The 20,456-nt window shown below is 63.7% G+C and carries 20 protein-coding genes, 1 tRNA gene and 2 pseudogenes; 7 read left to right on the forward strand and 16 right to left on the reverse strand.

Annotated features, from left to right (window positions below):
- Window positions 1-322 precede the first annotated feature (322 nt).
- The 8 genes and pseudogenes from IAE36_RS21950 to IAE36_RS21980 all read right to left on the reverse strand — a co-directional run bounded on the left by IAE36_RS21950 (window position 323) and on the right by IAE36_RS21980 (window position 7,456).
- Entirely contained in the window at window positions 323-1,333 is a 1,011-nt protein-coding gene (locus IAE36_RS21950; protein WP_201214726.1) for a DUF4917 family protein, read from the reverse strand.
- Between the two features lie 52 nt (window positions 1,334-1,385).
- The gene (locus IAE36_RS21955; protein ID WP_201214728.1) at window positions 1,386-3,107 is read right to left on the reverse strand and encodes a SulP family inorganic anion transporter; all 1,722 of its coding nucleotides are present in this window, start codon (window positions 3,105-3,107) and stop codon (window positions 1,386-1,388) included.
- 111 nt (window positions 3,108-3,218) lie between these two features.
- A pseudogene (locus IAE36_RS23780) lies at window positions 3,219-3,444 on the reverse strand (Fic family protein); the annotation flags it as partial.
- A 223-nt stretch (window positions 3,445-3,667) separates the two neighbouring features.
- Window positions 3,668-3,741 (reverse strand) — tRNA-Gly (locus IAE36_RS21960).
- A 111-nt stretch (window positions 3,742-3,852) separates the two neighbouring features.
- A complete protein-coding gene (locus IAE36_RS21965) occupies window positions 3,853-4,740 on the reverse strand; it encodes an alpha/beta fold hydrolase (protein ID WP_201214730.1) in 888 nt (295 codons plus the stop codon).
- A gap of 331 nt (window positions 4,741-5,071) precedes the next feature.
- A complete protein-coding gene (locus tag IAE36_RS21970; RefSeq protein WP_201214732.1) occupies window positions 5,072-5,764 on the reverse strand; it encodes a pseudouridine synthase in 693 nt (230 codons plus the stop codon).
- Between the two features lie 5 nt (window positions 5,765-5,769).
- Window positions 5,770-5,982, reverse strand: a complete 213-nt coding sequence (locus IAE36_RS21975; protein ID WP_201214733.1) for a cysteine-rich CWC family protein — start codon at window positions 5,980-5,982, stop codon at window positions 5,770-5,772.
- Window positions 5,975-7,456, reverse strand: coding sequence for a sensor domain-containing diguanylate cyclase (locus IAE36_RS21980; protein ID WP_201214735.1), 1,482 nt, complete (start codon window positions 7,454-7,456; stop codon window positions 5,975-5,977). The genes IAE36_RS21975 and IAE36_RS21980 overlap by 8 nt, the downstream gene beginning before the upstream one ends.
- 214 nt (window positions 7,457-7,670) lie before the next feature.
- On the opposite strand from IAE36_RS21980, the gene IAE36_RS21985 reads away from it, so the two are divergent.
- Window positions 7,671-8,084 carry a hypothetical protein gene (locus IAE36_RS21985; RefSeq protein WP_201214737.1) on the forward strand — a complete coding sequence of 138 codons (414 nt, stop codon included), beginning with the start codon at window positions 7,671-7,673 and terminating at the stop codon, window positions 8,082-8,084.
- Between the two features lie 24 nt (window positions 8,085-8,108).
- Here IAE36_RS21985 and IAE36_RS21990 read toward each other — a convergent pair whose 3' ends face one another.
- Complete coding sequence (locus tag IAE36_RS21990) at window positions 8,109-9,215, reverse strand: enoyl-CoA hydratase/isomerase family protein (protein WP_201214739.1); 1,107 nt, start codon at window positions 9,213-9,215, stop codon at window positions 8,109-8,111.
- Between the two features lie 125 nt (window positions 9,216-9,340).
- On the opposite strand from IAE36_RS21990, the gene ung reads away from it, so the two are divergent.
- A complete protein-coding gene (ung, locus tag IAE36_RS21995) occupies window positions 9,341-10,033 on the forward strand; it encodes a uracil-DNA glycosylase (RefSeq protein WP_060483070.1) in 693 nt (230 codons plus the stop codon).
- Between the two features lie 12 nt (window positions 10,034-10,045).
- Here ung and IAE36_RS22000 read toward each other — a convergent pair whose 3' ends face one another.
- The 5 genes from IAE36_RS22000 to IAE36_RS22020 form a co-directional block, all read right to left on the reverse strand.
- A complete protein-coding gene (locus IAE36_RS22000) occupies window positions 10,046-11,077 on the reverse strand; it encodes an AbrB family transcriptional regulator (RefSeq protein ID WP_201214741.1) in 1,032 nt (343 codons plus the stop codon).
- Window positions 11,070-12,584, reverse strand: a complete 1,515-nt coding sequence (locus IAE36_RS22005; protein WP_201164067.1) for a tripartite tricarboxylate transporter permease — start codon at window positions 12,582-12,584, stop codon at window positions 11,070-11,072. Before IAE36_RS22005 ends, IAE36_RS22000 begins: the two co-directional genes overlap by 8 nt.
- 3 nt (window positions 12,585-12,587) lie before the next feature.
- Window positions 12,588-13,046: a tripartite tricarboxylate transporter TctB family protein gene (locus IAE36_RS22010; RefSeq protein ID WP_028635075.1), complete on the reverse strand. Its 459-nt coding sequence runs from the start codon at window positions 13,044-13,046 to the stop codon at window positions 12,588-12,590.
- Window positions 13,047-13,115: 69 nt separating this feature from the next.
- Complete coding sequence (locus tag IAE36_RS22015) at window positions 13,116-14,096, reverse strand: Bug family tripartite tricarboxylate transporter substrate binding protein (RefSeq protein WP_028635074.1); 981 nt, start codon at window positions 14,094-14,096, stop codon at window positions 13,116-13,118.
- A gap of 32 nt (window positions 14,097-14,128) precedes the next feature.
- Window positions 14,129-15,418 carry an OprD family porin gene (locus tag IAE36_RS22020; protein WP_201214743.1) on the reverse strand — a complete coding sequence of 430 codons (1,290 nt, stop codon included), beginning with the start codon at window positions 15,416-15,418 and terminating at the stop codon, window positions 14,129-14,131.
- A 199-nt stretch (window positions 15,419-15,617) separates the two neighbouring features.
- Here IAE36_RS22020 and IAE36_RS22025 point away from each other — a divergent pair, with 199 nt between their 5' ends.
- Window positions 15,618-16,289, forward strand: coding sequence for a response regulator (locus tag IAE36_RS22025; protein WP_028635072.1), 672 nt, complete (start codon window positions 15,618-15,620; stop codon window positions 16,287-16,289).
- Window positions 16,282-17,661, forward strand: a complete 1,380-nt coding sequence (locus tag IAE36_RS22030; RefSeq protein WP_028635071.1) for a sensor histidine kinase — start codon at window positions 16,282-16,284, stop codon at window positions 17,659-17,661. Before IAE36_RS22025 ends, IAE36_RS22030 begins: the two co-directional genes overlap by 8 nt.
- 21 nt (window positions 17,662-17,682) lie before the next feature.
- On the opposite strand, the gene IAE36_RS22035 is transcribed toward IAE36_RS22030, so the two are convergent.
- On the reverse strand, window positions 17,683-18,489 hold the full coding sequence (locus IAE36_RS22035) for an HDOD domain-containing protein (RefSeq protein ID WP_028635070.1): 807 nt from the start codon (window positions 18,487-18,489) through the stop codon (window positions 17,683-17,685).
- Window positions 18,490-18,544: 55 nt separating this feature from the next.
- The gene (ygfZ, locus tag IAE36_RS22040; RefSeq protein ID WP_201214744.1) at window positions 18,545-19,486 is read right to left on the reverse strand and encodes a CAF17-like 4Fe-4S cluster assembly/insertion protein YgfZ; all 942 of its coding nucleotides are present in this window, start codon (window positions 19,484-19,486) and stop codon (window positions 18,545-18,547) included.
- 134 nt (window positions 19,487-19,620) lie between these two features.
- Between ygfZ and IAE36_RS22045 the strand changes: the two genes are divergently transcribed.
- The 3 genes and pseudogenes from IAE36_RS22045 to IAE36_RS23790 all read left to right on the forward strand — a co-directional run.
- Window positions 19,621-19,875, forward strand: coding sequence for an FAD assembly factor SdhE (locus IAE36_RS22045; protein WP_003252043.1), 255 nt, complete (start codon window positions 19,621-19,623; stop codon window positions 19,873-19,875).
- Window positions 19,859-20,317: a protein YgfX gene (locus tag IAE36_RS23785; RefSeq protein ID WP_328822875.1), complete on the forward strand. Its 459-nt coding sequence runs from the start codon at window positions 19,859-19,861 to the stop codon at window positions 20,315-20,317. The genes IAE36_RS22045 and IAE36_RS23785 overlap by 17 nt, the downstream gene beginning before the upstream one ends.
- A pseudogene (locus tag IAE36_RS23790) lies at window positions 20,247-20,456 on the forward strand (hypothetical protein); the annotation flags it as partial. The gene IAE36_RS23785 and the pseudogene IAE36_RS23790, both read left to right, overlap by 71 nt.

The raw sequence follows: 20,456 nt of genomic DNA on the forward strand, positions 1-20,456 counted from the left end.
TGTTTCGGGCCAGTCACGCCTGTGACAGGCGCGCGCGACCGCCTGGTTTGTACGCCACGGTACCGCGACATGCGCCAAGGCGTGCGCGCGCCAATGGCACAGGCCTAATTGGCCCGAAACAAGCGTAGGAGCGAGCAAAGCTCGCGATGCACCGGCGCAGCCGGTGCCCCTTCGCAGCGTTCGATAAGCGGTTGATCCCAATACAAACAGAGCCCCACCGCTGGCAAGCCGGCTTTCACTCCGGTCGGATTGGAGCCTGAATCTCTGTTTCCGCGGACACTGGCGCAATGGCTGATCGGTTCTACTCGCGAACCCAACTCGCTCAACCGAACCCCCGGGGCACATCAATCGCCAGCGCCGCTTGCCCCAATGGATGCGTAGCGGCATCAAAGAAGTAAACCGGTGTGTGTGCCAAGCCCTCCAGGCGGCTCATGAAGTGCCGCTTCTGGTTGATCACCGAAGCCTCCCCCAATGGCCGTATGGCGATGGCCAGGTGCTTGGGCCTGGCCTGGCGGATGGCGTCCAGCAGGTGCTGGTCGCTGCTGTCCAGGTGTTGCCCGAACAGGCAGATCCCATCCTGCTCCCCAGCCAGTTGCCCCAGGCACCAACTGAGGTAATCCGAGTTGCGGATGGCCCGCAGTTTTTCGTCGCTGCGGTCTTCGTTGACGAACAGGGGCACCTCACCGGGGGTATTCACGGCGAAGCCTTCGAGCAGCTCCGCGCTGCTGGCACTGCGCTGCCGGGTGGTGCCGTCGGGCAGCTTGAGCAAGTGCATGCCGCCGTGCAGGTGCAGTACCCGGGTGCCTTCGCAGGCTGTGCGGCGTACATCGAAGAAGCCTTGTTCGTCGAACAGTTCGGCGAAGCCCTGGGGCGCGTGCTGCAGGGCCCATGGCAACAGCAGGTCGTAGTTGCTGGTGTACACCCTGCAATAGCTGCGCAGGGCCTGGTTCAGGGTTGCCAATGTGGCAGCGGGCACCAGCGGCCATGGCAGGTGCACGGTACGCACCGCGTGGATCAGCGCTTCCTTGATCGAATAGTAACGGTTCAGCGGCGCTGTTGAATTGATGGCCAGTGCAGCGTTGGTGCGCACGGTGGCATTGAGCGCGCTGAGCACAGGTTCGAACAGCTCCGTGCCCAAGGACTTGAACAGTGCCTGGTCGCTGATCGCCAGGCCTTTCTTGCGGCCGGCGCGCTGGGCTTGCTCGTAGAGCGAGAAATAGCTGAATGGCTTCCACAGCGCACGGCTGGCGCCGTTGCCCACCAGCAAGGCAGCGCAAGGGTGCTGGGTGGCAAGGTCTGGCCAGGGGAGGAGGGTGGCGTCGAGTGCGGGCATGCTGAAGTCCGTTGGGCGAAGCGGGAACGGCAGGACTTTAACATGCCACGCCCTAGCCGAGCGGTTGGGTACCTGCCGCTGGTGCTTCCTCGTGGCGGGTTCTGTTGCGCCATACCCGGTAGGCGCGGATGCCCGCCCGCACCGAACCGAACAGCAGCCGGTCTTCCATTTCCCTGGCCAGGCCCGAGCGCACCAGCATGCGCAGGAACGTGCCACGGGCCCGGGCAATGGCAAACAGGATGCCTTGCGCGGCGAGGGTGTCGCGGGCTTCGCGCAGCGCTGCGATGCCGCTCACATCAATGCTGGTCACCGCTTCGGCATCGAACAGCACAGCCTTGGGCTGCGGTTGGCTGTGAACCGCCTCCAGCAGGCGCATCTTGAAGTAGTCAGCATTGAAAAACAGAATCGCGTCATCAAAGCGGTACACCACCAGCCCGGGCACGGTGCGCGCTTGCTTGTGTTTGCGAATGTCCACCTGGCCTTCTGTGCCTGGCAGCCACCCGAGCACGGCATCGGTGGGTTGGTAGATGGTGTAGAGCAGCCGCAAGATGGCCAGGGTCACGGCGAACACGATGCCGGGCAACACGCCCAGGCCCAGCACGCCGGCTGTGGTCAGCAGGCATAGCCAGAATTCGAAGCGGCTCAGCTTGCGGATGTGCTTAAGCGACTTGACATCGATCAGCCCCCAGCCGGCCATCAGCAGCACGGCGCCTAGCGCGGCTTGGGGGATCCACGCCATGGGCGCGGTGAAGAACAGCAGGATCGCGGCAATGACCAGGGCAGCCACAACCCCTACCAGCTGGCTCTTGCCACCCACCATGTCGTTGACTGCGGTGCGCGAATCGGCGCCGCTGATGGCAAAGCCTTGCGAAACACCGGCTGCCAGGTTGCTGACGCCCAATGCCACGAACTCGTGGTTGGCATTGATGGCATACCCATGCCGGGCAGCAAAGCTGCGGGCGGTGAGCATGGCACTGCAGAAACTCACGGTGGCGATACCCAGGGCATCACGCAGCAGGCTTTTCATCTCGGCCAGGTTGCTGTGCGGCCAGGCCAGTTGTGGCATGCCTGCAGGCACCGGGCCCAGAATGGCAACGCCGAAGCGGTCCAGCCCTAACAGCCCCACCAGCAGCATGAACAGCGCCACCACGGTGAGTGCGGCGGGCAGACGAGGGTAGCGGCGCGGCAGCCAGATCAGCAACCCCAGTGCGGCCAGCCCGATGATCAGCGTGAGCCAGTGGATTTCGCCCAGCCGCTGCAGGAAGTTGATCAGGCTCAGGATGAAGCCGTCACCCTCGATGCTGAACCCCACGACCTTGGACAGCTGCCCGGCGATCAGGCTCAGGCCGATACCATTGAGGTAACCGATCAGGATGGGCCGTGAAAAGAAGCTGGCAATGAAGCCCGCCCGTGCCAGCCCAGCGGCGATCAGCATCACCCCGACCAGCAAGGTGATGATGACCGACAGCTCAGCCAGCCGTTGCGGGTTGCCCATGGCCAGCGGCGCCACTGCGCCAGCGATCATCGCGCAGGTGGCCGCATCCGGGCCCACCATCAACTGCCGCGAACTGCCAATCAGCGCATACACCATCATGGGCAGTACGCAGGCATACAAGCCGTACTGCGGCGGCAGGCCGACGATCTGCGCATAGGCAATGGCAATGGGAATCTGGATGGCCGCCACCGAGAGCCCGGCTTGCAGGTCAGCGTGAAACCATTCGCGGCGGTAATGCAGCAGGTTGGCGAGGCCAGGCAGCCAACGGGAAAGCGCCATGGGGAGTCCTTTCAGGGTGTGTCACAGACCAGTTGCGCATTGAAGCGGATTGGCAGGCAAATGGCCATAACCTCAGTCAAGGCCGCCGCTGGTTCTCCCCTCTTCAAATGCCGGTTTTGGGCCTACCACGGCAAATAACCGCGCGAAAAATTCCAGGTGGACCTCTTCGTATTTGACGCCAGACTCGAAATGGCCAGCGAAGTCGTCCGTTGGCCAGTAGTGCGGCGGATATTGATGCTCGATTGGGTTGCCAGTGTCACGGCTGATGCGACTCGCGCAGAGGCTGTACCAGCGCGATGCCATGCCGGGCGGCAAGAGCCTTGAAACCAACCTGCATGGTGGGATTCCTTTAACGAACGAGCTAAAACGTTAACGATTCACAGGTTCTACACCAAATCGATAAGCATCAAGCCGATCCCGTAGCGCTTCAGGATGCATTATCGAGTATTGATCCAGGCGAACAGAGGCAACGCTATAGGAAGCCGAGCCGGGCTTTGCATACAGTAATACTGGAGGGGAAGACTGCGGGGCGACGTGCGGAAGCTTTGGGAAGCTTGAGGTGGAGCGGGTAGAGGGAATCGAACCCTCAACTAAAGCTTGGGAAGCTTTCGTTTTGCCACTAAACTATACCCGCGTCTGAGCTGCACTTTTTACCAGAACCCGGGGTAAATTAGAAGCCCACGTTATAAAAAATCTAGCATCACCCTGCAACCTCCACGGTTGTGGCTACAGGGTGTGATGCCCGTCACATGGCCAATGCATGCTGCCCTTGAGCTGCTGCCTGATAACGCGGGCGCTTTTCTCGCACGTCTGGTTTCAGGAAGCCCAGCAGCACGGCGCGGGTATCCTCGCAGGCGGCCTTGTGCTCCATGTCCAGAAAGTGGCCGGCGTCGCGAATCGCGCTGAACTGGCATGTGCCGACATGCCTGGCAAACTGCCGTGCATCCGCCACGGTGGTGTACTCATCGCGCTCGCCGTTGACGAACAGCACCGGAATGTCGATGTTGCGCGCGCGGCTCAGGGCCCGCTCCAGGTCGTGCTGCAGCACTTCGTTGATATGGAAGTGCATCTGCGCGTATTCATGGCTGTCCAGGCTGCTGACGTGCCGGTAGTTGAAGCGTTTGAACAGCGACGGCAGGTGCTTGCCAATGGTGTCGTTGACCAGGTTGCCTACTTGGTAGCGGTCGCAGGCGGCGAGGTACTGGCTGCCGCGGCTGAGGTAGTCGTGCATCGGTTCGTTGATCACCGGTGAGAACGAACTGACGACGGCCTTTTTCACCCGACGCGGCTGATGCGCCAGCGCCAGCAGGGTGCTGGCGCCACCCCATGAAAACGACATCACATGGTCGGCCTGGAAGTGGTCGATCAGTTCCAGGAGAATATGGGCTTCGGTTTCCTTGCTGATCAGCCTTTCCTGACGGTTGTGCGGCTTGGATTTGCCGGCGTAGGGCTGGTCGAACAGCACCACGTTGAACTGCGGGTGCAGGTTGCGTACGGTCTGGGCAAACGAGGCCGTGGTGGCAAGCGAGCCGTTGATCAGGATGATCGTTTTCTCGGCCGCGTCCGCGCGATAGAACTCCGTGTAAACCCGATACTGACCTTGAATATCAAGTACAGCGATTTCTGGCCTCATGTCATCGACTCCTGGCGCAAAAAGGGTATTCGCGTCACCTAAAGTGCACGTTTTTTATGACAGGTAGGCATCTGCCTGAAGAGAAACCGGGCCCCGTGTCGATCCTTTGGCACGTGTGTCGACGGTGTTGTTATGGCGGGCAATCTGTTGTGCCCCAAGGCATCGAGACCCTGGGTGGCCAGCAGACAGGTGTCGGCCGTGCAGATATGACTATCCAGTCACATGCAGACTGACGCAGTGGATTCAAGCAGCGCCGCCGGGTTCGCGCAAGTGCCGTTCGGGGGAAAGCAGCGCCCTGCGTCGGGCGGTTGCTTGCCGTTGGTCAGCCAAATCAGACCGCAGCGATTTCCTCGGCCGTCAGTGCGCGAAAAGCGCCAGGTGCCAGCGCCGGGTCCAGCGCAATGGCACCCATGCGCTCACGGTGCAGCTTCACCACCTTGTTGTTGTAGAAGCCGAACATGCGCTTGACCTGGTGATAACGCCCCTCGACGATGGCCAGCCGCGCCTGGCGCGGCCCCAGAATGTGCAGCTGGGCGGGTTGGGTGACGAGGCCTTCGAAGGCGAAATGAAAACCCTCGAGAAACTTGGCGACGTAGTGCTGGCCGATCTCGTCTTCGGTGTCGACCAGGTAGTGCTTGGGCAACTTGGTGGCCGGCTGGGTAAGCCGGCGCGACCATTGCCCATCGTTGGTGAGGAGCATCAGGCCGGTGGTGTTGAAGTCCAGCCGCCCGGCAATGTGCAGGCCGTGCCGCGCCTCGGCGGGCAGCAGGTCGAGCACAGTGGGGTGTTGCGGGTCGTGGGTGGCACTGACGCAACCGGCTGGCTTGTGCAGCATCAGGTAGCGCGCGGGGTAGCCTGCCTGGAGCACCGCGTTATCCAGCGCCACATGGCTGAATTCGCGCACCTGTGCCAAGGGGTCGCTGACCACCTGCCCATCCACGCGCACGCGCTGCTGGGCCAGCAGCATGCGTACTTGCTGGCGGTTGTAGTTGGGCAGGTTGGCAAGAAAACGGTCAAGGCGCATGGCTGTCAGTTGACCGGGGCGGGTGGCAGTTGCGCCTCGACGGCTGCGCAGCGTGGGCACAGGCAGGCTTTGCCGCGCAGCTCGGCGGGCAGCGCCTGGATGACGGCGGGGTCGATGCGGGCGCTGTAACACCAGCAGGCCTGGGTGGCGCTGCGTGGGTCGGCCAGGCTGCACTGGTTGAGGGCGCCGCACGCAGGGCAATGTTGGTTGTCATTCATTGTGCAGTTCACTGCAGACGCGGTTGCGGCCAGCCTGTTTGGCACGGTACAGGGCGCTGTCGGCGCGGGTCAGCAAGGTGTGCAAGGTGTCGTTTTGCCGCAGGTTGCTGACGCCGATGCTGGTGGTCAGGCGCAGGGGCTGGTCCTCGTAGCTGAATGTCAGTTGCTCGGCGCGCCTGCGGATTTTTTCGGCGACCTCGATGGCCTGCCGGCCTTCGGCTTCACGGAGCAGGACGATGAATTCCTCACCGCCCCAGCGGCACAGTATATCCGACTCGCGCAGGCTGCCCTGCAGCACATTGGCGAACTGGCGCAGCACTTCGTCGCCCGCCAGGTGGCCGTAGGTGTCATTCAGGGCCTTGAAGTGGTCAAGGTCGATCAGTAGCGCCACCAGCGGGCTGCCGTCGCGCTGGGCTTCGCGCAGTGCCTGGGCGGCCAGCAGGTCGAAACTGCGGCGGTTGGGCAGGCCCGTGAGGCTGTCGAGGGTGGCCAGGGCCTCGATGCTGGCGTGGTGGCGGCGCACCATGGCATGCACCAGCGCCACGACCACCAGGGTGATCATGGCGCAGATGGCCAGGTTCAGGTAAAGCGAATGGCGGATGCGGTCCAGCGCGCCGGTCTCGCGTTTGTCCACCAGCAGGTACCAGTCCAGCTCCGGCAGGTGCCGCACGTTGAGGAAATGGCTGTGGCCATCGGCGTCACGGTAGTCGTGGCTACCTTCACCCGGCACCGGTTGGCCTGCCCGTGCGTCATCAAGGTCGGTGTTATCGCTGAGCGACTGCCCCACCCGCACGCCGCGCGGGCCGCCTTCAGACCCAGTGAGCAACACCTTGCCCTTGGCATCGACGAACATCACCGCACGCTGATAACGACGCTGATACTGGTCGATCAGCTTTACCACCGAAGACACGCTGAGCCCGACGCCGGCCGCACCGATGAACTGCTGCTGGTAATCATGCACCTGGTAATTGATGAACACGGTCAGGCTGTCCTGGTTAGCCATGTCCAGGTCGACGTTGATCTCATAGGGCGCCTTGAGATCCCGCAGGCGAAAGTACCAGGCATCACGCCAGGCCTGCGGTTGCACCTGCTTGAGCACACCCTTGGCCTGGTAATAAGTCAGGGTGCGGTCCGAGACGAAGAATGAGGTGAAGGTGTCCTGCTTGCCCATCACTTCGCCCAGGTAGCGCGTGATACGGTCTGTGTCTTGTTCACCAGACAGCACCCAGTCACGCAGGAAGGTGTCCTGGGCCATCATCGAGGCGATGAGCACCGGGCGGATCAGGTCTTTCTGGATTTCCGAGTACACCGTGTCGGAGGTGAGCGGTAACTCGGTGTTGATGATGCCGTCACGGATGGCGCTGCGCGATGAAAAGTAGCTGAGCAGCGAGGTGGCGATAAAACCGCAGGCCAGCAGTATCAACAGGGCCGCAATCAGCGAACGCTGCGATAACAGGGCGGAACGTGAGGGCATGATCTTCCCATGATGTGTGCCAAGCCGGCTATTCTAGTGGCCTGGGCGACAAATGGCCGCATGTTTTTCCAGGGTTTGCCCACGTGTATCAATTTATTGCAGGCAGCGCACTGCACGCCCTTGGCGCTGTCTTACTCATTGCCAGCCCACGCATGCCGGGTTGGCGCTCGCCAGCGTCGCTGCCCGAGCATCCCTGCGGTCCAGGAGGCCGCCTATGTCCTATCGAATTCTGTTGCTTGCCCTCGTGGGGCTGACGGTGAGTGCCTGCGTTCCTTACTCGGGGCGCTCTGCCTACTACCGCACGGACTATTACGTCACTGACCGCTATGCGTCTCCTGGTTACGCGCCGGGTTACTACCGCTATGACCGTTACTATGTGGCGCCCCAGCCCCGTTACTACTATCAGCCTGGGCCACGCTACTACGCGCCGCCCGTACCGGTTTACCGGCCTGTGCCACCTGGGGTGGACCGCTGGCACGGCAACCCGCGCTACGACTATGCCAACCGCCAGCGCTATGACTACGGTCGCGACCGCGACCGGCATGACTACCGCGACCGCGGCCCGCGTTACCAGCCTGACCGCTGGCATTCGAACGGTTGGGGGGACCCGCGCAGTCGCAGGCCCTGATCGCGGCGGCATAACGCACAGGGGCTACCCCAGGTCTGCCAGTGGGTGGCGGCCCTCCCAGGCCTTGGCAAAGTGAGCCTGCACCACCGCCTGAGGCACCTGGGCCACATCCGGCCAGTGCCAGCGTGGCTGGTTGTCCTTGTCCAGCAAGCGGGCGCGCACGCCTTCGCCGAACTCAGGATGACGACAGCAATTCAGGCTCATGGCGTATTCCATCTGGAATACCTGCGCCAGTGACAGGTGGCGGGCGCGATGGATCTGTTCCCACACCAGGTGGGCCGTGAGTGGGCACCCCCCCTGCATGCGCTCGGCGGCCGACGCCAGCAGCGGGTCGTCGTGCTGGCGCAATGCACTCAAAGCATGCCAGGCGGCGCTTGCGTCCGTGACATCCAGCACGCGGTCGATCAGCTGCCGGCGTGGCAGCCATTGCGCCGGCGGCAATTGGCTGCAGGCGCGGTGCTCCTCGGCCTTGAGCAGGCTGTTGAGTTGCAGTGCGGTTTGCTCCTGCCAGTTCAGCTGCAGCAGTTCGTCGACCAGCCCAGCCTGCTGTTGTTCGCCAAGGAAACGATCAGCCAGCCCCAGATCGAGGGCATCCCTAGCGTTCAGCGGGGCGCCGGTGAGCCCCAGGAACAACCCGAGCCGGCCGGGCAAACGGGCGAGAAACCAGCTGGCGCCCACGTCCGGGTACAGGCCGATGCTTATCTCTGGCATAGCCAGGCGGCTGCTGGGGGTGACGATACGCACATTGGCCCCTTGCAGCAGCCCCATCCCGCCACCCAGCACGTGGCCATGGCCCCAACACAGCAGGGGCTTTGGGTAGGTGTGCAGGGTAAAGTCCAGGCGGTACTCGGCCGCGAAAAAGGTTGCCGCCAGGTGGGGGACGCGGCCTGGCTGGTTGCTGCAGGCCTGGGCCAGGGCCCGAACGTCGCCGCCTGCGCAAAACGCCTTGGCGCCATTACCGCGCAGCAATACGCAGGCCACCCCAGGGTCCTGGGCCCAGGCATGCAACTGCTCGCCGAGTACTTCGATCATGGGCAGGGTCAGGGCATTGAGCGCCATGGGGGCATCGAGGGTGGCGATAGCGATGCGCGCGCCGTCGACACCGGTGTGTAGTTCGCAACGAATGGTCATGGCTCACCTCGTCAGGTTACCGCACAAGTATGGCCCGGCTGACCGATCATGCCGGTTGGCGGTCGGAGGGTTTGACAAGCACTCATCGCGCACCTAGTGTCGCGCCATTGATTACGGGTGGCCCCATGACTGACGACGATCGCATCAAACTCGAACCCAGCTGGAAAGCTGCACTGCGTGCCGAGTTCGACCAGCCCTACATGCACCAGCTGCGAGCGTTTCTGCGCAGTGAGTACGCAGCCGGCAAGCAGATCTTCCCGCCTGGCCCGCTGATCTTCAACGCGCTGAATTCCACGCCCCTGGACAAGGTCAAGGTGGTGATCCTTGGCCAGGACCCGTACCACGGCCCTGGGCAGGCCCACGGTCTGTGCTTCTCGGTGCAGCCGGGTGTGGCGACGCCGCCGTCGCTGGTGAACATCTACAAGGAGCTGCACCGCGACCTGAACATCCCTATCCCCAGCCATGGCTACCTGCAAAGCTGGGCAGACCAAGGCGTGCTGCTGCTCAACACCACCATGACCGTGGAGCGGGCCAATGCTGCCTCGCATGCCAAAAAGGGGTGGGAGTTCTTTACCGACCGCATCATCGAACTGGTCAGCGAGCGCTGCCAGCATGTGGTGTTCCTGCTGTGGGGCTCCCATGCGCAGAGCAAGCAGAAGCTGATCGACGGCACCAAGCACCTGGTGCTCAAATCGGTGCACCCCTCGCCACTGTCGGCCTACCGTGGGTTCCTGGGTTGCGGGCATTTCAGCCGCACCAACAGCTTCCTCGAGCAGCGCGGGCTGGCCCCTGTCGACTGGGCCTTGCCACCGCTTTAGGGCAGCCGCCGGCTACGCCGGCGCTTTCACCCAGTAGCGGAACAACGGCTCGGCCAGAAACAGCACGAACAGCAGCCGCATCACCTGCAGCGCCGTGACCAGCGGCACCGACAGCTGCAGGGTTTCTGCCGTGAGGCTCATCTCGGCAATGCCGCCCGGCATCATGCCCAGCGTCAGCGAGCGCAGGTCCAGCGCGGTAATCAGGCTGAGCGCCCAGGCGGCGCTGCCAGCAATGAACATGCACAGGGCGGTGGCCACCAGGGTGCGGGCGAGAAACGCCGGTGCACGGCGGAAGAACGCGCGATTGAAATGGCAGGCCAGGCCGCTGCCGATCAGCCACTGGCCGATTTGGCTGCCGCCGTTGGGCAAGGCGATCTGCAGGTTGGCTGCCAGGCAAACGCTGGCCGCGACCAGCAGCGGCCCGAACAGCCACGGGTTAGGCTGGCGCAGGCGCTGCCACAGCCAGGCAACGGCCACCCCCATGGGTACGATCAGCGCCAGCCAGCCCCAGCTCACGCTGGCGCTGTGGTTCAGTGCCACCCCGTCACCCAGCAGCCACTTGAACAGCGCCGGTACGCACAGCACCACCGCCAGTACCCGCAGGCTCTGCGCCGCAGCCACCTGGCTGAGTACCGCACCATTGCGCGCACCCAGGTTGACCATTTCCCCCGACCCGCCCGGCATGCTGGCAAAGAACGCTGTTGCGCGGTCCTCGCCAGAGCGCCTCAGTAGCCATACGCCGATGACACTGGACAAGGTGGTGAGCAAGGCGCCGAAGAAGATCAATACGAAGTGGCTGGCCACCTGTTCGATGATGGCGGGGGTGAAATGCAGGCCGATACCAATGCCGATGATGCATTGGCCGCAGCGCCGGCCATTGGGTATTTCCGGCAGTTGCCAGGGGGTGAGGCAGCGCACGGCGATGATCGCCAGCAACGAGCCCACCATCCACGGCAAAGGCCAGCCGACCTTGCTGGCGATGAAACCGCCCGCAAGGCCGACCAGCCCGGTTGCCCAGTACAGCGGCGAACGGCTATCAGGCATCGGCCATCGCCCGACGTTGCTGGCTGCGTTTGCGCCAGATGCGCAACAGCGGCAGTGCCAGCATCATCGCAACCAGCGCCCAGACGCCCATGCTGATCGGGCTGGACCAGAGGATGCCCAGTTCACCGTTGGAGATCGACAGCGCCCGGCGCAGGTTCTGCTCCATCAGGCCACCTAGGATGAAGCCCAGCAGGATTGGCGACAGCGGGAAGTCCAGCTTGCGCAGGATATAGCCCATGATGCCGATACCGACCATCAGGAACAGGTCGAACGTCGTGGCATGCACGGCGTACACGCCGATGGCGGTGATGATGGCGATCACCGGTACCAGCGCCCAGTTCGGGACGGCCAGGATGCGGGTGAAGATGCGGATCATCGGGATGTTCAGGATCACCAGCATGATGTTGGCAATGAACAGGGACGCGATCAGGCCCCAGACGATGTCCGGCTGCTGTTCGAACAGCAACGGGCCTGGGGTGATGTTGTACAGGGTCAGTGCACCGATCATCACCGCAGTGGTGCCTGAGCCAGGTACACCCAGGGTCAGCATCGGCACCAGCGCGCCGCAGCAGGAGGCGCCGATGGCCGTTTCCGGGGCCGCCAGGCCACGGGCATCACCCTTGCCGAAGTTGCCGCTGGTGCCGGCGATGCGCTTCTCGGTCATGTAGGCCACGGCACTGGCCAGGGTGGCCCCTGCACCTGGCAGCACGCCCATGATGAAGCCCAGCAGGCCACAGCGAATGTTCACCACGAACACCGAGGCCGCTTCCTTGAAGTTGAACAGCATGCGCCCGGTGGCCTTGATCGCCTGGTGGCCATGGTGGGTCTTTTCCAGCAGCAGCAGAATTTCGCTGACCGAGAACAGGCCCAGTACCAGCACCACGAACTGGATGCCATCGGCCAGGTGCACACTGTCACCGGTGAAGCGGTACACGCCGCTGTTGGCGTCGATACCCACTGCCGAAAGGAACAGGCCGATCAGGGCCGCGATGAAGGTTTTCAGCGGTTTGTCGCCTGCCATGCCGCCCAGGGCGACAATGGCGAACACCATCAGCACGAAGTATTCCGCAGGGCCGAAGGCAATCGCCCATTTCGCCAGCAGTGGTGCGAACAGCACCATGCCGCAGGTGGCGATGAAGGCACCGATGAACGAGCTCCAGGCCGACAGCGACAGTGCAACGCCGGCCAGGCCCTGGCGGGCCATGGGGTAGCCATCGAGGGTGGTCATCACGGTCGATGCTTCACCAGGGATGTTCAGCAGAATCGAGCTGATGCGGCCGCCGTACTCGCAGCCCAGGTACACCGCCGCCAGCAGAATCAGGGCCGACTCCGGTGGCAGCCCCAGTGCGAAGGCAATGGGGATGAGCAGCGCCACGCCATTGATCGGGCCCAGGCCCGGCAGCAGGCCGACCACGGTGCCGATCAGCGTGCCGGACAGGGCGGTAACCAGGTTGTAGGGGGACAGGGCGACGCCGAAGCCCTGGCCCAGGTAGCTCAAGGTATCCATGTGTCAGTTCTCCAGTACGCTCAGCAGGCCAAGGGGCAGGGGCACGTCCATGACGCGGTCGAACAGCCAGTAGAGGAACACGCTCATGCCGACCACCACGACAACACTGTGCAGCCAGCGGCCGCCATACAGCCGGGCCATGGGTACGCCGGCCAGGATGGCGCTGAGAATGAAGCCCAGCGATTCGAAGGTGGCCGCGAAGACCAGCAGCAAGCCGATACAGGCTGCGATCTTGGTCAGGGTTTCTCGGTCCAGTTCCGGTTCGTCATCCTTGCGTACGATGGGAGTGGGGCGGATGGCCAGGTACAGCAGGCCCAGGCTCATCAGGCCGAGCATCAGCAGCGGGTAGGCGCGTGGGCCTACCGGCTCATAGGAAAACGCCGCCTGGTAGGGCCAGGCCATTACGGCCAGGGCGGCGCAAACCGCCAGCAGCACCAGGGCGAAGATGCGTTGAAGGATCATGACAGAGTCCTCATGTGTGAGAGCGGCGGGTCGCCGCCCCCACAGGGGGCGGTGAAGGGGCGTGATGGGTTACTGGATCAGGCCGAATTCCCTGGCCAGTGACTTGTAGTCGGCCACCTGTTTCTTCACATACACGTCCAGCTCTTCACCCGTCATGGCAAACGGGAACAGCTCACGCTGGTCACGCAACTTGGCGAAGTCTTCCGAGGCCAGCATGTTGTCGAACGATGCCTTCCACCAGGCGTAGTCCTCGTCGCTCACCTTTGGCCCCAGGTAGAAGCCGCGCACCACTGGCCAGACGATGTCGTAGCCCTGTTCCTTGGCGGTGGGGATGTCCTTCATTTCTGGTTCGTCCAGGCGCTTTTCCGAGAACACCGCGAGGATGCGCATGTTGCCGCTCTGGATGTGCGGCATGGAGTCGGAGATATCGGTCGAGCCGACCTGGATGTGGCCACCCAGCAGCGCCGTGGCAATCTCGCCACCGCCCTCCAGGGCCACGTAGCGCAGGTCACGCGGGTTGATACCGGCGGCCTTGGCGATCAGCGCCGTCTGCATCCAGTCCTGGCTGCCGACGGTGCCCCCCGAGCCGATCACCACTTTGCTCGGGTCTTTTTTCAGTGCGGCGACCAGGTCATCCAGGGTTTTGTAGGGCGAGTCGTTCTTCACCGCGATGGCGCCGTAGCTGGTGCCCACGGCCGCCAGCCATTTCACCGCGTTCTCGTCGAAGCGGCCGAACTTGCCCTGGGCCAGGTTCAGCAGCGAGCCACTGGACCAGGCCACCAGGGTGCCCGCATCGGCCGGGCGCTGGGCGACCACGGCGTTGTAGGCTACCGCGCCGACACCGCCCGGCATGTAGGTGACGCGCATGGGCTTGCTGAGGATCTTTTCCTGCACCAGGGCGCTTTGCACCAGCTTGCAGGTCAGGTCGAAACCGCCGCCTGGCGAGGCAGGGGCGATGCATTCAGGGCGTTTGGGTTCGGCGGCCAGGGCGTTGCCTGCCAGCAGCAGGCAGCCGGTTGCAAGGACGATGCGGCGCAGTGAGAAGGTCATGGTGTATCTCCGTAGGCATTGTTGTTATCGGGTTACCACAGGGCCACGCTGTAGCTCACCAGCAGGCGCACTTCGTCAGCGTCGCGGGCAAAGTTGGAGCGGAAGGTGGCATTTCGCAGGCGTACTGCGACGTTCTTCAACGGGCCGCTCTGCACCACGTACTTCAGCTCGGTGTTGCGCTCCCATTCCTTGCCTTCGCCCCCGCTGGCGCGGCTGACATTGTCGCCGTTGATGTAGCGGGTCATGAAGGTCAGGCCGGGTACACCGAGCGCTGCGAAGTTGTAGTCGTAACGGGCCTGCCAGGAACGCTCGTCGGCATTGGCGAAGTCGTTGATCTGGACGAAGTTGACCAGGTAAGGGTCGGCGCCATCCACGTAGGGGAATGCGCTGTCACCCGACAACTGCTGCCAGCCGGCACTCACCTTGTGCCCGCCCAGCGCGTAGCTGAACAGGCTGCTGAAGGTGGTGTTGTCGATAGTGCCGGCCTTGGCAGCGCCAGCGTCATCGCTCAGCGCCAGGCGCAGGTCTACGCCGACGGTGCCGGGACCCCATGGCTGGGTGGCGAGCATGCCGATGAAGTGCTGGCGGTAGATATCGTCGAGCTGGGCGAAGTGGTAGCTGCCGGTGATACGGTCGGTGAACTGGTAGTCCAGGCCCGCCAGGGTCAGGTTGTCTGCGCTGAACGTGCCACCGAAGCGGCCATTCTTGTTGTTCAGTGCCAGGTCTTCCCAGTTGGTGTCGTTGCGGTCCTTGGCTTTGTCCAGGCGGCCACCGGTGAAGGTCAGGCCCTTGAACTCGCGGGAGGTCAGCAGGCCACCTTCGAAGGTTTGCGGCAGGATGCGCCCGTCGTTGGGGCGCAGGGTGGGCAACTCGGGGATCAGCGTGCCGATCTTGAGCTCGGTCTGGGAGATCTTCGCCTTGGCGGTCAGGCCCAGCTTGGAGTACTCATCGGCAGCCCTGCCATCGTCGTGGGTGGGCAGCAGGCCGCTGCCGGCGCGGTCGGGGCTCGAATCGAGCTTGATGCCGAGCATGCCCAGCGCATCCACGCCGAAGCCTACGGTGCCGTCGGTATAGCCGGATTCGAAATTGAGGATGAAACCTTGGGCCCATTCATCACGCTTGGACTGCTGCGCGCTGGTGCCATCGCGAAAATCGCGATTGAAATACATGTTGCGGGTTTCGAAGGTGGCCGTGCTGTCTTCGATGAAGGCGGCCTGGCTTATAGGGGCGACCCCGGCGAGCGCAAGTGCGCTGGCGATGGCGTTGGGCCGTGTGGCAAAGGAACGGGTAGGCGCAAATGCCTGCGGCTGCGATGACAGCATCGTGTTCGGCTCCGTTTATTGTTCTTATTTGTTGCACCTTGCTGGTGCTTTTTTCGGCGCTTGGCGCGACCGTGGTGCGATGCTAGGTAACGAACCTTTCGCTAACCTTTCAGTGTGAAAGGTTTGTCGGCAAGGGCTTCACAGGCGGCCCGACAGCGGTACACTCCGCGCCACCGCCCCACCCGAGAGGCATGAACCGATGCGTGTGTTGCTGGTTGAAGACCATCTGCAGTTGGCCGACAGCGTGGCCCAGGCTTTGAAAAGCCTTGGCCTGACCGTGGATGTATTGCATGACGGGGTGGCTGCCGACCTGGCGCTGGCCAGCGAGGACTATGCCGTCGCCATACTGGACGTCGGCCTTCCGCGCCTGGACGGCTTCGAGGTGCTGGCCCGCCTGCGTGGGCGTGGCAAGACTTTGCCAGTGTTGATGCTGACCGCCCGCAGCGACGTCAAGGACCGCGTCCACGGCCTTAACCTGGGGGCCGATGACTACCTGGCCAAGCCCTTTGAACTGACCGAGCTGGAGGCGCGGGTAAAGGCGCTGCTGCGGCGCAGTGTGCTGGGTGGTGAGCGCCAGCAACGCTGCGGCCCGCTGGTGTATGACCTGGACACCCGCCGCTTCAGCCTGGGTGACGACACCCTGGCGTTGACGTCGCGCGAGCAGAGCGTGCTGCAAGCACTGATCGCCAGGCCCGGGCGGGTGATGAGCAAGGAGCAGCTGGCTGCCCAGGTATTCGGCCTGGACGAAGAAGCCAGCCCGGATGCCATCGAAATCTACATCCACCGGCTGCGCAAGAAGCTCGATGGCCACCCGGTGGCGATCGTTACCTTCCGCGGCCTGGGTTATCTGCTCGAGCATCGCGATGCGTGACAATGTCAGCCTGCGGGGGCGTTTGCTGGGCAACCTGGCCCTGTTGCTGGTGGTGCTGATGCTGGCCAGCGGTTTGAGCGCCTACTGGAACGGCCGCGAAGCCGCCGATACCGCCTACGACCGCACCTTGTTGGCCTCGGCGCGGACCATTGCCGCAGGGCTGTCCCAGCGCGACGGCTCGCTGAGCGCGGATGTGCCGTATGTGGCACTGGACACCTTCGCCTACGACAGCGCTGGCCGTATCTACTACCAGGTGCTGGACATCAAGCAGCGCCTGATCTCCGGTTACGAAAAGCTGCCGCCACCGCCGCCGGGCACGCCACGCACCGACGACTACCCGGCGTTGGCGCGGTTCTACGACGCCACCTACCTGGGCCAGAACGTGCGTGTGGTCAGCCTGCTGAAGGCGGTGAGCGAGCCCAACATGAACGGTATGGCAGAGATTCGCGTGGCCGAAACCGACGAAGCGCGGGTGAGCATGGCCCGCGGCCTGATGGCTGATACGTTGCTGCGCCTGGGCATGCTGGCGCTGGGTGCGCTGGTGATGGTCTGGTTCGCTGTCAGCGCGGCCCTGCGGCCGCTGGAGCGCTTGCGCACGGCGGTCGAGGAGCGCCAGCCGGACGACCTGCGCCCGCTGCCGGTGGTGCAGGTGCAGCGTGAATTGGGCCCGCTGGTAGGGGCCTTGAACCACTTTACCGAACGCCTGCGACGCCAGTTCGAACGCCAGGCACAGTTCATCGCCGACGCCGCCCACGAGTTGCGCACGCCGTTGGCCGCCCTGAAAGCGCGAGTGGAACTGGGGCTGCGCTCCAGCGACCCGCAGGTGTGGCGCCAAACCCTGGAAACCGCCGCACAGGGTACTGACCGCCTGACCCACCTGGCCAACCAGCTGCTGTCGATGGCGCGGGTGGAAAACGGCGCGCGGGCAATCGCCGAGGGTGGCGCCCAGCGCCTGGACCTCAGCCAGCTGGCGCGCGAACTGGGCATGGCCATGGCGCCACTGGCGCATAACCGTGGTGTAGCCCTGGCGCTTGAAGCCCAGGCACCGGTGTGGCTGAAAGGCGAGCCCACGCTGCTCAACGAGCTGCTCAGCAACCTGGTGGACAACGCCTTGGCGCACACGCCAGCAGGGGGGAACGTCATTTTGCGGGTCATTGCCCCGGCGGTACTGGAGGTGGAGGACGATGGGCCGGGCATTCCCGAGGACGAACGCGAGCGGGTGTTCGAGCGCTTCTACCGTCGCGGTGTTCAGGGCAGCGGGCTGGGTTTGGCAATCGTCGGCGAAATCTGCCGCGCCCACCTGGCGCAGATCAGCCTGCACGATGGCGTCAACGGCGGGTTGCGGGTGCGCGTGAGCTTCATCGCCGACTAGCCTGCCCATAAGGGCCTGGCCTCAGCGCAACAGGCTGCGGGCTTCGGTCAGTTCGTCGGCCTGCAACTCGATCCCCACGGGTAACCCCAGATGGCGATAGGCGGGCAGGGCAGCCAGCGGCCGTTGCCGCCCGCGCTGGCTGATGCAGCGGGCAATCTGCACCACGTCGATGTAATCGAGGGCAGCGGTCTGCCGGTCCAGGTCCTGGATCTGGCCGGGCAGCCTGACCAGTTGCTCGGGGAACTCCCAGGCCTTGAGGATCTTGTCGCCCAGCACGGGCTGGATCTGTTCGATGACATAGTGCAGGCAAACCGGGTCGGAGAGCAGCTCGTTGTGCTCCTCGGCGTAGATCAGCACCGGCAGCGCGCCAATCTGATGAACCAGGCCGCCCAAGGCTGCCTGGTCGGGCTTGAGGCGGCTGTAGCGCCGTGCAATTTCGTAGCTGATACCTGCCACTTCCAGGCTGTTGGCCCAGATTTCTCGCAGTTTCTGCTCCACCGCCGGGGCGCGTGCATGGAAGATCTGCTCGATCACAAGGCCAATGGCCAGGTTGCAGCTGTAGTTGATGCCCAGGCGGGTGATTGCGGTATGCAGGTCGGTTACTTCCACCGCTGCGCGCAGCAGGGGGCTGTTGACCACCTTGATCAGGCGTGCTGACAGGGCGGCATCGCGCCCGATCACCTTGCTCAGCGCCGCCACGCTGATTTCATTGTCTTCCGCTGCCTCGCGGATGCTCAAGGCAACCTCGGGCAGGGTCGGCAGCACCAGGTCATCCTTTTCGATGGCATCCAGCAACTGTGCCTGGACCATCTCGGCCAGCTTGTTCATTGGCATATCTACCGCAGTGGTGGAGCAGCCCCGCGGGGATGGCGGGGCGGGCTGTTCAGCGCTGGATTTCCCGGTCGCGGTCCAGTTCGTAGGGCAGGGGCAGCACGTGCAGGTGCGGGCCTTCCAGGTTGCCCAGGTGCAGGTTGCCGTCCTCGACTGCCTCGGCCCCGATCACTGCCAGCAGTTCGCAGCCAGCGCCGGTGCTGGCCGCCAGTACCACCTCACCCACCGATGAACCGTGGGTAGGGGAGAAGATCTGGTCGCCAGGCGATACCTCCACCTGCTGCTCAAGTGCCACACGGTACTGACGGCGCTTGAGCTTGCCCAGGTACTGCATGCGGGCGACGATTTCCTGGCCGGTGTAGCAGCCTTTCTTGAAACTGACGCCGTCCACGGCCTGCAGGTTGATCATTTGTGGAATGAACAGCTCGCGGGTAGGGCCCATCACCTGGCCGATGCCGGCGCGGATCTGCCCCAGCAACCAATCGTTGAGGTTGCCTTCCGGCAGCGCAGCGGCGAGGGTGGTGTGAACCTCGGTGGCGATGCCCGCAGGCGCCCACAGCTCGACCCTGCCAGTAGAAACGGCAATGGCGATCAGGCCTTCGTGACGCACCGTACTGCCCGCGGTGCCCGGCACTTCCAGGCCCAGCGACTGCAGTGCTGCCTCGCCATTGGCCAGGCCGAAACGGGCCCACTCGGCGCTTTCGTCGGCCAGCGTCGCTTTGGAGAACACCGCATATTTCTTCAGGTCAGCCAGCTGTGCGTCCAGCAGCTCACTGGCCATGGCCAGCAGGTAGCCGTTGCCCTCGGGCAGGATGCGGAAGCTGGACTGCATGCGGCCTTTGACCATGCAGCGGGCACCAAGGCTGGCGTATTCCGAGTTGAGGTAATTGATATTGCAGGTCAGCTGGCCTTGCAGGAACTTGCCTGCATCGGAGCCGCGGACGGCGAGGATGCCCTCGTGGGACAGTGGGCAGAAGAAAGCGGAATCGGCCATGGGTCATCGCGGTGGCTAAAGACTGTCGGCCATCATAGAACGCTGGTAACAAAATAGGTAGGTGACTTAGACCAACGCCCGCTGTCGCTTCGATGACCTGGCTGTATACTGGCGGGCCATTCGAGGAGGGCCCCATGGTCGAACAAACTGAACTCAACCGGCTTTTCTGGCATAGCCGCCGGGGCATGCTGGAACTGGACGTACTGCTGGTGCCATTCACCCAGGAAGTCTACCCCACCCTCAATGAAACCGACCGTGAACTGTACGTGCGTCTTCTGAGCTGCGAGGACCAGGATATGTTCGGCTGGTTCATGGAGCGCACCGAGTCCGAGGACCCGGAGCTGCAGCGCATGGTCCGCATCATCCTGGACCGTGTCCAGCCCAAGTGAGTGCTTCGAGTGCCGGTGGCAGGGCTCGCGCCTGCTGCTGGCGGCCTACCTGACCTGCCAGTTGCTGGCGTGGCTTGCCGCCTTGCTTGGCCCGCTGCCGTGGTGGGCGGGGCTGGGCGTCATTTGTGCGTGTGTTGCCCATGGGGCCTGGGTGGTTCCGCGGCGCGTTCTGTTGAGTCATGGGGATGCGGTTGTAGGGCTGCGTCGTGACGGGCGTGGCTGGTGGGTGTTCAGCCGGGCGCAGGGGTGGCGGGCGGTGCGGTTGTGCCGTGACAGTGTGGCGTTGCCGGCGCTGGTGGTCTTGAGGTTTGTGCCGGTGGGGGGCTGGGTGGGGCGCAGTCAGTGCATACCTTGTGATGCGCTTGAGGGGGATGAGCATCGGCGGTTGCGGGTTAGGCTTAAGTTTAGTCGGCGGCGGTGGGGGGATCCTGGGCAGGGTTAGTTTGAAGTTGTTTGCTGTTCGTGGGTTTTCATGGCAAGCATGCTCCCGTCATCCGGCCCTTACGCTGCGCTTCGGGGTTCCCTCACTACGGCCTCCTGAAGTCGCGAAGATCAAGATCAAAGTCAAGATCAAGATCAAG

This window comes from Pseudomonas sp. S36, assembly GCF_016647875.1.
Lineage (GTDB): Bacteria > Pseudomonadota > Gammaproteobacteria > Pseudomonadales > Pseudomonadaceae > Aquipseudomonas > Aquipseudomonas parafulva.